Raw genomic sequence first — 13,317 nt, 5'->3', positions numbered from 1 at the left:
GTGACAGTTCAATGACTTAAATACTCAATTTCTATTACAACCGTCATCTAAGAAAAGCGTATTTCTACATTAGAAAAACAACATAAAACGAATGGAAGACCAAGCATTTACTGACTTTAACAAAATAAAAAAAGAGGCGATTTAGCCTCTTTCTTACCGTTTCACAAAATGACAGATGTCTTTAAAAGGTCATACTAATGCCAATTGATGGCAGCGGCATATCAGGAAATTGATAGTCTTTTTCAAACTCAGTGTAAGCTGCGTTATATTCCAGCTCTTGCACTGCTCTTGAGCCATACACGTTTAACACTTCAATATACAAGTTGGTGTCTAAGCCAAACCACTCGGTTTTATAGTCTGCGCGAATATCTAACCGATGATAGTTACCCCACTGTTCAGCGTTAAACTCGCCGTAGTTTGGTACATAGAATAACGGCTCATTTGTGGCGCTGTTTGGTTCAACATAAGGCGTTGCAGAGTTTACTTGCGTGTATCTTCGGCCACTTTGGAAGCGCCACTTCGCGCCTATTTGCCAGTTTTCGTCCCACTTGTAGTCAAGTACGATATTTGCCACCCAAGGCAAATCAAATTCAGAGTTAAATTTTTGCTGCGTCAGCGGGTTGTCTCGCTCAGTTTTACTGTAGGCAATGCTCGCCCAACCAAACCAATCATCTGAAAGCTGCTTATTCACCAAAAGCTCAATACCGTAGGCTGTGCCACTGGCAACATCTTCAAATCGAGTAAAACCAGACACATCTTGGGCTAATGAGCGCTTTTGCGCATTCGGGTTTGCAACTACTAGGTTATCAAGCGCTTTATAGAACAGCTCTGTTTTCATGCTTAACCCGTCATCAAGGGTCGATTCAAGATTGAGTACAATGTGAGTTGCCTCACTGGCTTCGAGCTCAGTATTACCATAGCCTTCAATAAGGTATTGATAATCATCAATCAATGTATGGTGTATACCAGCGCTTAAATTCAATTTATGTGCGTCGTTTAAGCGATACCCCAAACGTGCACGTGGCTCCAGATAAGTTTGACTGTTGTTATTAGTACCAATTAGCGCAACACCCACTTGATAGTCCCAATTTGCACTTAAGTCACCGTTCGCCGAAACATAAGCGTGATACTGCTCAAATTTTAATGTGCCTTCTTCGGCAAACATATCGCTAAAATAACTCGGTGGGCACACTTCAAACTCTAAGTTACAAGGTAATAGACGCCCACTACTGACATAATCGACTTCCGTCGATTGCACCTTGGCGCCAAATAGCACGTCAACGTCTTCTCCTTGATACTGACTGTCAGCCTTTAAAATTACTTTGGTGATGTCGGCATCCCAACGAAACACATCCCCTTCTCGCTCTTGTTGGTTTTGCGTCAGTAAATTTAAGCTGGTGGTGGTTTCGAAATCACCATTAAAGTTCTGCCAACTTATTGCTTGGCTATGAAAATACGTTTGATAACGTTCGCCCGATGCCAAGTCTGGGTTTTTGCCTATGTCTCTGCCATCCGCATCGAAGGCTATTTCGATGTAATCTTTCGCACCACTGGCGGTCGCTCTGATCACATTGTTGTCGTCTAAATCCCAAATCAGTTTGGCTTGGTAGTCTCGATTTCGAGGTGGTACCGCAAAAGAAAAGTCTTCATCTTCAATAAAGTTATCGACATAGGTATGCACTAAACTCTCTCTAAAAGACACATAAAAAGCTGCATTATTTGCAATGGCTTGCTCGTACAAAAAGCCACTTCTAAAGAAACTTAAATCTAAAACATTGATTGGGTTATCTGCATCAGGATCTCTCAGCTCTGTTAAAATCACACCGCCATTTGCATTGGCGTATTGGCTCGACCACGCACCTGTTTTTAACTCAAAGCTTTCAATTAACAAGGGATTGTAGACACTGATCCCATCATTGTGAAACACATAGCCCATCTCAAGTCCGTCAGTTAAGTATAAATTGTCACTCACAGAGCTGCCGCGAATGGCCGGCTGAGCAACTGGACCACCTGTACTGGGCGTTGCTAATACCACACCAGGTAAGGCTTCAAGACCTTTTAATGGGTCGTTACCCGTACCGGGTAAAGACAATAACTTACCAGAACTGATTTTTATGCCGTCAGGCTTAGAAGCCACCACAGTAATACTTTCTATATTTGTTTTGTCGTTGTCATTGTTATTTTGCGTATTAGCTAAAGCGTTTGTCGCGAAGGTTCCAACTAAAACAGCTAAGGTGGATTTAATAAAAGTCATTTTTGCATCCTCAATATGCGTTTATTTAATGACAGTAATTTACGCTGTTGTTGCTTTCTGGTTTAATTAAGCCATTGATTTATGTATGAATGGGCAGTTTTTTGTATGAATGGGCAATTTCCAATTGGTTCCATTAGCCCTTGGCGCTACTTTGCTTGTATTGGCTTCTTTTTAGCATGCCTTTTAAGTATCTCAGATGATGACAATGCACTGCCCCATTGGCTAAATTTTGTCGTTTGGCAAGTGCAAGTGTTCTCTGGTTTGGCGTTTTTCATTGCCACACACACCTTAATGAAAGGCGTATTAGCAAGACAAAACGATCTGGTTAAACTGGCCATCAGCTCAGTGATAGCGGTGACTATTTATGTGCCATTTTCTTTATTGCGCGACGTATATATAGAGCATGAAACCGCGTATACCTTATATGCCCTGTTTGAAGAGTGGCAAAATATGGCACCCGCGGCACTCATTTCATGGGTGGCGATAAACTTACCTTGGCTAAGTGGCTTTCAGATAAAACGCACTGACAACACGACTTCCTCGTCACAAGAAGACACTCAAACCATTGATAATATTGCTAATAAAAATAAAAGCAAGACGATTGAGCCTTTAATGGTTAACCCTGATATTCCCGAGCCTACAGTTGAGCCACAAGACAATTCAACTACACAGCCAGAGCATGACTTTTTAAAAATCGCAAAAATAGGCAACATAGACTCACTCATTTGCCTAAAAGCAGAACTGCATTATTTGAAAGTCGTTACAGAGCAAGAACAACACCTGATCTTATACAACTTAAAAGATGCCATTGAAGCACTCTCGAATATCGACAAAAAACTAAGTGAAGGGCAAACTCACCGAAGTTATTGGGTGAACTCCAATCATGCAGAAAAGTTACTCAGAAAGAATCGCGAAGGCGAATTGGTGTTATCAAATCAGGATAAAGTGCCCGTGAGTCGAGCGAATATGAAGAAGGTTAAGGGATGGTTTGAGTAGTGTTTATGATTAATTTGAACTATTAAACAAAATTAATGTTGCCTTGTTTAGTTCAATGTTCTTATTAATATTATTTTAAAAGGGCACTAAAGTAAGTCATGTAAAGTACACAACTTACATCTTAGCTTATACAAATGGAGTATTATTTTTATACTAAAGGTTCTGCTTCTTTCTTCTTAACAAAAACTTTTCTCAAAAGGCTAGGTCTCTTCTTCTTTTCATGAAAATCGATCAGAAATTCATGCTCTTCTGAAACTAACTTTAAGAAATAATTTTTCATTAACTCAAAGAATTTATCAACGAATTTTTTATCTGAACATTTTAGTACTTCTGATAATGGAACCTTAATATTATCATCTGGTTCTTTCTTATCTTTGTTCAAGTCCTTAAGTTTTTTTAGATATTCAAAGTATATTGAACTCTGAATTAGACAACTCAAAATAGGTCTTGTTAATTTTAAGTAAAAAAATGAACTTTTCTCATCATCTACAGAAAGATTCATTCCTAAACTAACAGTTAGCGTATTTCCACTTGCTTTTCTCTCAATGTTGTTAAAAGGAATACTAATACTGTCTATGATTTTATTCAGGCCAATCATCATTGTTCTATTGTCTATGCAAGTAGTTACTTTATCAGCATTAAACATTTCTTTAAAACAAGCTATATAATAATTTTCTACATAATCATTTCTGTCTACACTAGACAAAAATTTTAACACTCCTTCATACCTTTTTTCTTCTTGGGCAAATTTTACAGAGCTATAAAACTCTTTTTTATCTTCCTCTGACTGTTCTGAAATAAAAACAGCTGTATAAAACTCTTGAAGTGTTTTGTGTGAGAATGTGATCTGATCGTACCCGTCACTACATAAAATGCCAGTACATTTTTTTATGATTTCTACTAGACTTTGAGGCTCTATATCTTCTTGACATTCACTCTCTAATGCTATCTGCATATATTCAGAAGCTTCTCTAGCACTAAAATTACTCTTATTATCACTGAAGGAGCTGAAACAAAATGCACAAAAAACGTCTTCGATTTGATGATCGTTTAATGGTATGTCGATACCCCTATCAATCCTTTTTCCAGCTTTCAAAGAATCATGATGAGTGAGAAGAGTTGTAAATATTTTTTTGTAAAAATCTGACAGACTATCCGGGATTTTTGACCATGTTCTGTATGTCATGAATAATAATATTGCCAAAATTGGAGTTCTAGCAATTTGTTGAATGCTAGGGTATTTCTCAATCTGCTCCATAGCCTCTTTGGTTTTTTCTTTATTATTACCAGATATATTTAAATAAAGTTGTTTGATATGCTCCATTTCAAGATCTAACACAGTATAATTACTAATAAATGGCTCAGTCGTAATTATAGTTTCAGGTCTACTGGTTACGATAATGGTAGCTTTTGGAAATGCCCTAGATAGATCTTTAATTGTTATTAATGCCTCATCATGTTTAGATGGATGAATCTCATCAAACCCATCTAAAAATATCTTTACATAACCATATCTTAAAAGCCTCTCCACACCTTTCTCAGATATTTTAAGGTTGTGACGAATAAACCATTTTGATAGTTGCTCTAATAATGTTTTGTCTGTCTCTAGATATTTCAACTCAAAAAAAACCGGAATACAGTTTCCTTGAGTTATCTCGTTTAAAAGCATTTTCCTTAAGAAAGTAGATTTCCCTTGTCCTGCTTTTCCTATGATGTTGGTAATACCCTCACTATAATAACTTAGGTTTGATATCTCATATCTATCATGGTCACCATTACTTGGACGCATAAACAAAGGAACATATACATCATTTATGAACACATCTTTATCACTTGAATAGAGTGTTCTTATATTTACATATTCATCACAAGAAGAACAAAAGCGCCTTAATTCAATATCACTAAATGATGCTTCAAATTCATCTACAACTTTATTCCAGCCAAGATCTACAAACTTTTTAACTATACCTGAAGTTAATGTTGTTAAACCTTTAATTGCTAGTGTTTCAATTACAGCCATAAAAAATTTTTCCTTATTTTTTGCGAAACCCAATATCAATAATTAAAAACACGAGTAATTTGTATTTTTCCGTATAAGGGTTTAATAAATTTTTAAAATGCTTTTACCAAATTAACCAAGTCATTGCCATTTTTATTATTTTTTAATATGAAAAATAATAAAAATAGCCTTATTAAGTAGATAAATTTTACTTTTATAAAATCGTTTCCAGCACTACAAAAAAGGCATGAAGCGCTCACCTCATGCCTTTATCACTTTAAATATTTCTAAACATCAAACCCAACGCTAAGCATTACTCACTTTAGTAAGCTGCTTTTTCTTTTGCAGCATCACAAATGGGGTTATCACGGCCATTAGAATGAATGCATAGATCATGTGTGTGCCTATGCCGATGGCAAGTGCTATGCAAAACCCTAAACCGAGTAAAATCATTGGGCGGTTTTTCACACTCAGTAATCGCCATGCCGCTAACATGGCCGCGGCGTAAATCACAACAAACACGCCGTTCACCCAGTTAATTAAGTCTTCTAGGTCTTGTTGGCTATAAAATGTGACGATTAAAACCAGTGCAATGACTAGCATAAGCGTGGTGAGCGCGCTTAAAGGCACATTGAATTCGTTTCGTTTTGCCAAATAGCTTGGTAATACGCCCTGCTCAGCGAAGCTACAGATCAAACGGGCAAGGCTAGCGGTATATACGTTAACGGTTGCCAGTCCACCAGCGACGCCTAATACACCGATAATATAATGGCCGTTGTGACCGAATAATTCGCCGAAGAACGCATTGAACAGACCAACCATACTGAGCGATTCGTTGTTCGGATAGGCGATAACTAATAAAGTGCAGGCCACGTAAACGGCACCAACTAATACTGTGCCGATGAGCATCGCTGGGATCATGTCTTTTTCTGGGTTTCTAAAGTCATCCGACAAATGCGACATTGCCTCGACACCTAAGAAGCTCCAAAATGCGATACCCGCAGCACCAAGCATGGCATAGGTATCGAATGAGCTGGAGTTAAAATTGACCGCAGTTGGGTTACTTTTACCAAATAGTAAGATCACCAAAGTTAAAATGATTAGCGTAAGCGCAAATTGCAATTTGGCTGACACTTGAATGCCGCGTAAATTTATTAGCCATAAAAACAGTAAGGTAGAGAGCTGACCTAAAAGTAAAGCTTGCCCTTGTACTGGCACAATTTGCTGCACAAACATAAAGGTCATGACAATGGCAGCAGGTGCGCCAATAGGCACCACACACATAAACATTAAGCCAATCACTCTGCCTGCAACCTTGCCAAATGCTTTTTCGACAAAATACGCTGGCCCTGCCGCATGGGCAAATCGTGCGGCCAATTTTCCAAAAATCAGCGTAACCGGAACAATTGCCAGAGTTAATAGTATCCAAGCATAGAGCGCACTGAACTCTGCTTGTGCCACAGTTAATTGTGGTAATATAAATACCCCTGTGCCTAACAAAGTGGTGGCCATCATGCCCGCCCCTTGCCAGCGCCCGATACCTTGTTTATCTGTTTTCATTTCTCGTTACCCCTTGTTATTATGGGGCTAGTATATAAATGTTATTCATTACATTCTGCGCAATTTCACCTACTTTCAGCACATCAAACCGTCAAAGTGACGGTTTGCCAGCGAAATACCTACAATTCGATTGAGTTAAGTAACTTAGAGGATTTTTATTGAGGATTGGTATGACTATTAAACTGAGTAATATGCCAAAGCTCCCCTGATGGCCCCCATAGGTAAAACACTTTACCCCATCGTTGTTGGCTGATTGGTTCAAACTTAATATCAAAACCCTCTAGTCTTTCAACTCGTTCAAATACTTCTTCAATATCAAGCACCGAAAGCTGCATCATTAAATTTTCAGCAAATTCTTGGTTATAAAATCGCTGTAGAAAGAAAAAGCAGTTGCCATTATCAAACAGAGTTAAGTCTTCAGAAACATACTCCATGTTAAAACCCAACGCTTGATAAAAACGTTTACTTACCGCGTAATCTTTACTCGGTATGAATACTCGAATTTCATCGACTTGCATTTGAATTCCTTGAAATTTTGCTAAATAAACTAATTTTTCACTATGAACCGTGCCTGTAACCTTTACATACATTTTTATCTATAAGCAACGATTTAATCTAAGATCTGCCTTTCTACTTTTTCATAACCAATGCTATTAACAGTCAATACAGAACCGCGGTTCCATTTTTTAAGACAGCTAGGTTAAATCATTGATTGTTAAGTTTGTATAGGTTTGATAAGTTACGAGCGTTATGAAAAATACATTACGCATTTCTAATATTACATCATTCACACCTTGGTGGCGCTCTCAATAGAGCGGCGCAGGATTTTTACATTCTTAAGCTGCTGGTAGGTAGCTTAAGCAATGCGTCTTTTCTGTATCTCCAGTAGCCATTTTTATCTTGGAGATACACAATGAAACAAACAACATCGCAGCAAAAAGAAATTATTTTAACGGGCGATAGAGCCACCGGCCCTTTGCATTTGGGGCATTATGTAGGCTCTCTAAAACAACGTATCCAGCTTCAACATATTCACGAACAAACCATTTTAGTCGCTGATATGCAGGGCTTAACAGATAACGCCCATACACCAAAAAAAGTCAGCGAAAACATTTTAAATGTGGTGGCTGATTATTTGGCTGTGGGTATCGATCCTCTTAAAACCACTATTTGTTTGCAATCGAAACTGCCTGCACTTGCAGAACTTTCGATGTTTTATAGTAATCTGGTCACCATTTCGCGCTTAGAGCGTAACCCAACGGTGAAAAGTGAAATTCAAAGTAAAGCTTTTAATCGCAGTGTTCCCGCAGGGTTTTTAACCTACCCAATTTCGCAAGCTGCGGATATCACCGCGTTTAATGCCACGCTTATTCCGGTGGGAGATGACCAGTTACCTATGCTTGAGCAAACCAATGAAATTGTGAGAAAAATCAATTCACTTGCTGGTAAACCGATTTTAAATGAATGCCGCGCGTTATTAAGTAATGCGCCGCGCTTACCAAGTACCGATGGTAAAAACAAAATGTCTAAAACCATGGGCAACACCATTAATTTGGGCGCAAGTGAAAAAGATATTCGTACCGCGGTAAAGTCGATGTATACCGACCCAAATCACTTGCGAGTTGAAGATCCTGGGCAGGTTGAGGGCAATGTAGTTTTCACTTACCTAGATGCGTTTCACCCTGATACGAATTATATTACTGAACTCAAAAAACAATACCAGCAAGGTGGATTAGGTGACGGAACAACCAAAAAGATTTTAGAAGATTGCTTGCAAACACTCATTTCACCAATTCGAGAAAGGCGTTCCATATATCTTGATGACAAAGCGCAATTAATTGATATTTTAAAAAGAGGTAGCGCCATCGCCGACCAAAAAACGCAACAGGTTTTGTTTGATGTAAAAGAGGTATTTGGTCTTAATCTTTTTTGAAAATGGTATAAAGAATTGACTCGCGCGCACGTGTTCAGCTGCGCGCATTTTATAAGGTCATGACCGTTTTGCCAATTTTTTCATTCATCGATATGCGCAGCTTTCTCCCACTAAAGCGTGGTGTATTCAACTCTATTTTTGCCTTTATTTTTTGCTCTATACATGGCTGAATCTGCTAAATCGTAAAGCTGGTGTGGCTTAATACTTGTCTGGGCTTGATAACACACGACCCCAATACTGGCTGTTAAAGAGATTTCATGTCCTTGGGTAGAACACACTGAAGCGCTTAAAAGTTGCTGAAAGTTCTCTGCACTTTTCATGGCTGAATTTTCGCTATCACTGAGTACTATTATTGCAAACTCCTCCCCACCAACGCGCGCAATAATATCCGTCTCCCGAGAGAACACATTTTTGAGCACTTTAGCAACATGTATTAGGCAGTCATCGCCTGCTGTATGGCTATAACTGTCATTAATTTTTTTAAAGTCATCAATATCACATAATATTAAGCTCACAGCTTGTTTTGTTCGGTTGCTAGTGGCAAACGCCCGACCAAGTTGGTTATTAAACTCTCTGCGATTATATAACCCAGTTAATCCATCAGTAATAGACAAGAGTTCAACTTCTAGAAGCGCAGCTTCAAGTTGCAATTTGTTATTCAAATGCTCGAAGTACTCTTTATGGCTATTTTTCGCAGTGAGTAATAAATAAGGGATATAAAGCGCAAGCGCTAACGCAGCGACATGCAGAGATGGTTGAAACAGAATAATCACGACCAATGTGGGTAATAAACACAGCAAACTACAAAACAGAGCCCTTTTTAAATGCGGGCTAAATTGATGCGCAATCGCAGTAGAAAAGTTAATCGTACTAACTAACCCAAATATAAACGCTGAGCTTAAACCCAACTCATAGACTGTCCAGCTAAAAAAGATTGACCAAGTCACCACACAACAAAAAACGAGCAGCCAGTGCTTTTTTATAAATGCATCTCGTGAATCTTTTGTGTTTTGCGGCGGACGAGCCATTAATCTTGCAATTGCTGTAATTACTAATACGAACATTGCTGCAATAAACGGCATTGATAATGAAGCATAATAATCAGCTAAGAAGCCTGTAATAAGGGTAGATAATACGTAAAAAAGAGGCCCTATTTTAGAGCGCGAGTATAAGTCGTTGCAGAGGTTTTGGCTGGCCAAATTAGTCTTTTTATTTTGCATAAAAACAACTAAGCACTTACATGCGCAATAAAAGTAACAAACATAAAATTGATATACCCCATGGCTTAATCTAAAAATTGCCTTATCAGGGTTAATTAATAGCACCAAAGAACCAAAAATGTAACAACACTGTTGAGTTTTTTGGGATCAAATAAATATCACCACGTTTCTAAGCCTTAAATTTTAACCCTCGCCAATACTTTTAATCTCAGTTTACACAACAAACTCTGCGAAAATGTAAATTAGTTTTTTCTATGCTAATTAAACCAATGTGAAAAGACTGCAATAATTTTGAATAACCAGAAGTTATCCGCTTTCATATAAATGTGGGGCGTGTAAAATCTGAACCTGTTTTGGACAACAAAAAGACCTCTAAAGTGGATAAATTCGACAAACAGATCATTGCAGAATTAAAAAAGAATGCGCGTCAAAGCGTCTCTGCCATTGCCGATACTGTAAGCCTATCTCGCTCTGCCGTGACCGAAAGAATTAAAAAACTCGAACAAAATGGTGTAATTAAAGGCTATCAAGTGCTGCTTAGCGAGTCCCAAAAAGTGGGAGTGTCTGCTTATTTTGAAATACAACACCAATGCGCGCGTTGCTCTGAAGTCGTGCCTTTATTTCAGGCTATTCCAGAAGTGGTTACCTGCCGTGGGATCACGGGTGATATGGATTTATTGGTATTTGTTCAAGCAGAATCTATGCAGCGCTTACACGAAATTCGTGAACATCTTGACGCTCAGCCTGATTTTGTGAAGATAAAAACCCATGTGGTAATGAGTGAGTGGATTGATAACCGAGCAAGCTAGTTCAATCAAGAGTGGTCTTTCATATTAAACTTCAAAACTTCTCATTTTTGTGTCACCTAGACTAAAATTTAGCTAAATTAATTTAAAATTTGGTGATGCATTGTTGTTAATTTTACTGCTAATCGAGCTGATTTTACTCACGCTTATCTTGCTGCCATCAATGGCATTTAGCAGCGACTATTATCTGTTCGATTTACTGAGTAACTTTCAACTTCACTTCTTGTTATTAGCGCTGTTTTTAAGCATTCCCTTGCTGCTAAAGTCGGTAAAAATCGGCGCGATATCCGCAGCTGTTTCAATCCTACTGTTTGCCAGTAACCACCTTTGGTTGTTTAGTAAGGCACAACCTCTAGAAACCGAGTCTTTAAACGAGCCCCTCAAGCTGCACATCGTTCAGGCAAACTTAAGTTACTTCAACCCAGTGCTAAGAACTGCCGTTGAAGAACTAAACTCACTCAATGCCGACTTATATCTTTTTTACGAATTTAACCAAGAGCAAAAGCCGCTATTTCTTGAAATAACAGGTAAACGTTATAAGTTTGGTGATGGTGATTACGATGGCTTTCCTGATGGCATGGGAGTAATTAGTAAATACCCACTTATCAATATAAAAAAGCACAAGATCTTACCAAGGAAAGGCACTGTTATTACCTTGACTTTGCAATTGCCAAAACAAAATCTCGACCTTATTTTATTGCACCCACCCTCACCACGTAACCTTGATAAATGGCAAAAACGCAACGTGTTATTGAGCAGTGTACAACCTTTAGTGGAATTTACTAAAAGTAAACATGTTCTTGTGGCAGGTGACTTTAATACCACACCTTGGTCAAATCATTTTCCACGTCATCACTTGCTGACTCCTTGCTATCAACAAACTGGTATGTATGCATCTTGGCATGCCCATAAGTATTTACATCCTTATGGGTGGTTAACAGGCCTGCCTATCGATCATTGTTTAACAAGTAATTCGATTAAAGTTACTCAATTCAAAACTCATTCACTGCCTGGTAGTGATCACTTAGCACTAGACTACAAAATATCATTAACAGATTAACATTTGACCTTTTGAATCGCGCACGATATAGTTTTGCACGATTCAAAATAAAAAGGTGCTTAGTTTATGTTTTATGATTTGAAAGCGACAAGCTTACAAGGCAAACCAATCAACTTCTCTGACTTTAAAGATAAGGTAGTGTTAATTGTTAATACCGCGAGTGAATGTGGCTTTACTTATCAGTACGAAGGCTTACAAAAACTTCACGAAGAATACGCAAACAAAGGGCTTGTGATCATTGGCTTTCCTTGTAATCAATTTGGCAATCAAGAACCGGGAGATGCCGGCACCATTCAGCAAGGGTGCTTAATTAACTATGGCGTAGACTTTTTGATTAGCGAAAAAGTCGATGTAAATGGTGAGAACGCGCATCCAGTTTTTCAATATTTAAAGTCGAAGAAGACTGGCTTCTTTGGCAAAAACATTAAATGGAATTTCACAAAGTTTTTGATCAATCGTCATGGTGAGGTTGAAAGCCGCTTTGCACCAGTGACCAAACCGCAAGCAATTGCAAATAAGATTGAAAAACTGCTGTAGTGAGTGCAAAAATGCAAAACGATGATTTACTTAAATTAGAAAATCAGTTGTGCTTTCCGCTTTATGCCGCATCTAGGCTGGTAACGCGTCTTTACCAGCCTTTGCTTGAAGCCCATGGCCTGACTTATCCGCAATATATTGTTTTGTTGATCCTCTGGGAGCAAGATGGCTTAACGGTGAGTGACATCGGTGATAAAGCCATGCTCAGCAGTAACACTTTGACACCGCTACTAAAAAGAATGCAGACTGCCAAATTAGTAGAAAGAGCAAGAAGTGAATTTGATGAGCGTAAAGTGATCATAAAACTGACGGAAAAAGGACATGCATTAAAAAACAAAGTTGCTTGTATTCCAATGCAATTACTTGAAAATAGTCAAATCGATATTGAAAAAGCTAAACAACTAAAAAATTTGTTAAACGAACTAATTGGTAAATTAGCATAGTCCCCAATCTAAAAGCTTATTTATGAACCTAACTGTCAAACAAGTCTTCACTGATACTAAACATATTTATCTTAATTTGGCTCAGGCGTATGAAGCTGAATTTTCAAAGATTGTGGGAAAAGCACCCGATGAAAATGGCATTTTCCCTTTAGATACACAATTAAATGAGTCCACTTTTGGCTTTGTTTGTTATGTTGATAACGTACCTGCAGGCATTGCCGCAATATCGCAAAATAGTGAATATGAATTTGAGGTATGTGAGTTTTACATCGTGCCTTATTTCAGAAAACAGAAACTTGGCATGCAGTTTAGTCACAAATTATTTGATTTATTCAAGGGCCATTGGCAAATCAAGCAAATTACAGGCGCAGATTATGCCACGCTATTCTGGCAAGAAACTTTGCGTTGTTATCAAGTAGGTCAGTTTAGCGAAGACTCCTTTTCAGACCCATATTGGGGGAAAGTAACTAGGCAAAGATTCTCAAACCTATAAAGATAAGAAAAAACAA

12 protein-coding genes are annotated in these 13,317 nt (G+C 38.2%); 7 read left to right on the top strand and 5 right to left on the bottom strand.

Annotation, left to right across the window (positions count from 1 at the left end):
• Window positions 1–181: 181 nt before the first annotated feature.
• Window positions 182–2,254, bottom strand: coding sequence for a TonB-dependent receptor plug domain-containing protein (locus tag PP2015_RS19275; protein WP_058032128.1), 2,073 nt, complete (start codon window positions 2,252–2,254; stop codon window positions 182–184).
• Between the two features lie 105 nt (window positions 2,255–2,359).
• Here PP2015_RS19275 and PP2015_RS19270 point away from each other — a divergent pair, with 105 nt between their 5' ends.
• Window positions 2,360–3,250: a LytTR family DNA-binding domain-containing protein gene (locus PP2015_RS19270; RefSeq protein ID WP_161568544.1), complete on the top strand. Its 891-nt coding sequence runs from the start codon at window positions 2,360–2,362 to the stop codon at window positions 3,248–3,250.
• 148 nt (window positions 3,251–3,398) lie between these two features.
• Here the strand turns inward: PP2015_RS19270 and PP2015_RS19265 are convergent, their stop codons facing one another.
• From PP2015_RS19265 to PP2015_RS19255, 3 genes are all read right to left on the bottom strand, one after another.
• On the bottom strand, window positions 3,399–5,270 hold the full coding sequence (locus tag PP2015_RS19265) for an NACHT domain-containing protein (RefSeq protein WP_058032126.1): 1,872 nt from the start codon (window positions 5,268–5,270) through the stop codon (window positions 3,399–3,401).
• Window positions 5,271–5,555: 285 nt separating this feature from the next.
• The gene (gene yjeH / locus PP2015_RS19260; RefSeq protein ID WP_058032125.1) at window positions 5,556–6,809 is read right to left on the bottom strand and encodes an L-methionine/branched-chain amino acid transporter; all 1,254 of its coding nucleotides are present in this window, start codon (window positions 6,807–6,809) and stop codon (window positions 5,556–5,558) included.
• 155 nt (window positions 6,810–6,964) lie between these two features.
• Window positions 6,965–7,327: a VOC family protein gene (locus PP2015_RS19255; protein WP_058032559.1), complete on the bottom strand. Its 363-nt coding sequence runs from the start codon at window positions 7,325–7,327 to the stop codon at window positions 6,965–6,967.
• A 395-nt stretch (window positions 7,328–7,722) separates the two neighbouring features.
• Here PP2015_RS19255 and trpS point away from each other — a divergent pair, with 395 nt between their 5' ends.
• On the top strand, window positions 7,723–8,742 hold the full coding sequence (gene trpS, locus PP2015_RS19250) for a tryptophan--tRNA ligase (protein WP_058032124.1): 1,020 nt from the start codon (window positions 7,723–7,725) through the stop codon (window positions 8,740–8,742).
• Window positions 8,743–8,852: 110 nt separating this feature from the next.
• Here the strand turns inward: trpS and PP2015_RS19245 are convergent, their stop codons facing one another.
• Window positions 8,853–9,962, bottom strand: coding sequence for a diguanylate cyclase (locus PP2015_RS19245; protein WP_058032123.1), 1,110 nt, complete (start codon window positions 9,960–9,962; stop codon window positions 8,853–8,855).
• 377 nt (window positions 9,963–10,339) lie between these two features.
• On the opposite strand from PP2015_RS19245, the gene PP2015_RS19240 reads away from it, so the two are divergent.
• The 5 genes from PP2015_RS19240 to PP2015_RS19220 all read left to right on the top strand — a co-directional run bounded on the left by PP2015_RS19240 (window position 10,340) and on the right by PP2015_RS19220 (window position 13,301).
• Window positions 10,340–10,771 carry an Lrp/AsnC family transcriptional regulator gene (locus PP2015_RS19240; protein ID WP_058032122.1) on the top strand — a complete coding sequence of 144 codons (432 nt, stop codon included), beginning with the start codon at window positions 10,340–10,342 and terminating at the stop codon, window positions 10,769–10,771.
• 100 nt (window positions 10,772–10,871) lie between these two features.
• Entirely contained in the window at window positions 10,872–11,828 is a 957-nt protein-coding gene (locus tag PP2015_RS19235) for an endonuclease/exonuclease/phosphatase family protein (RefSeq protein ID WP_058032121.1), read from the top strand.
• A 66-nt stretch (window positions 11,829–11,894) separates the two neighbouring features.
• A complete protein-coding gene (locus PP2015_RS19230) occupies window positions 11,895–12,365 on the top strand; it encodes a glutathione peroxidase (protein WP_058032120.1) in 471 nt (156 codons plus the stop codon).
• Window positions 12,366–12,376: 11 nt separating this feature from the next.
• Window positions 12,377–12,808 (top strand): MarR family winged helix-turn-helix transcriptional regulator, encoded by a 432-nt coding sequence (locus tag PP2015_RS19225; protein ID WP_058032119.1) that lies wholly within the window; start codon window positions 12,377–12,379, stop codon window positions 12,806–12,808.
• Window positions 12,809–12,830: 22 nt separating this feature from the next.
• Entirely contained in the window at window positions 12,831–13,301 is a 471-nt protein-coding gene (locus tag PP2015_RS19220) for a GNAT family N-acetyltransferase (RefSeq protein ID WP_058032118.1), read from the top strand.
• Window positions 13,302–13,317: the final 16 nt, after the last annotated feature.

It is taken from the genome of Pseudoalteromonas phenolica (genome assembly GCF_001444405.1).
Taxonomy (GTDB): Bacteria; Pseudomonadota; Gammaproteobacteria; order Enterobacterales; family Alteromonadaceae; genus Pseudoalteromonas; species Pseudoalteromonas phenolica.
Note: the sequence above shows the minus strand (reverse complement) of the source record. Positions and strands in the feature narration are given on the sequence as shown.

Coding starts and splice junctions, on each gene's coding strand:
- yjeH (WP_058032125.1), bottom strand. CDS start 6,809: ATGAAAACAGATAAACAAGGTATCGGGCGCTGGCAAGGGGCGGGCATG.
- PP2015_RS19265 (WP_058032126.1), bottom strand. CDS start 5,270: ATGGCTGTAATTGAAACACTAGCAATTAAAGGTTTAACAACATTAACT.
- trpS (WP_058032124.1), top strand. CDS start 7,723: ATGAAACAAACAACATCGCAGCAAAAAGAAATTATTTTAACGGGCGAT.
- PP2015_RS19275 (WP_058032128.1), bottom strand. CDS start 2,254: ATGACTTTTATTAAATCCACCTTAGCTGTTTTAGTTGGAACCTTCGCG.
- PP2015_RS19220 (WP_058032118.1), top strand. CDS start 12,831: ATGAACCTAACTGTCAAACAAGTCTTCACTGATACTAAACATATTTAT.
- PP2015_RS19255 (WP_058032559.1), bottom strand. CDS start 7,327: ATGCAAGTCGATGAAATTCGAGTATTCATACCGAGTAAAGATTACGCG.
- PP2015_RS19245 (WP_058032123.1), bottom strand. CDS start 9,962: ATGCAAAATAAAAAGACTAATTTGGCCAGCCAAAACCTCTGCAACGAC.
- PP2015_RS19230 (WP_058032120.1), top strand. CDS start 11,895: ATGTTTTATGATTTGAAAGCGACAAGCTTACAAGGCAAACCAATCAAC.
- PP2015_RS19270 (WP_161568544.1), top strand. CDS start 2,360: ATGAATGGGCAATTTCCAATTGGTTCCATTAGCCCTTGGCGCTACTTT.
- PP2015_RS19225 (WP_058032119.1), top strand. CDS start 12,377: ATGCAAAACGATGATTTACTTAAATTAGAAAATCAGTTGTGCTTTCCG.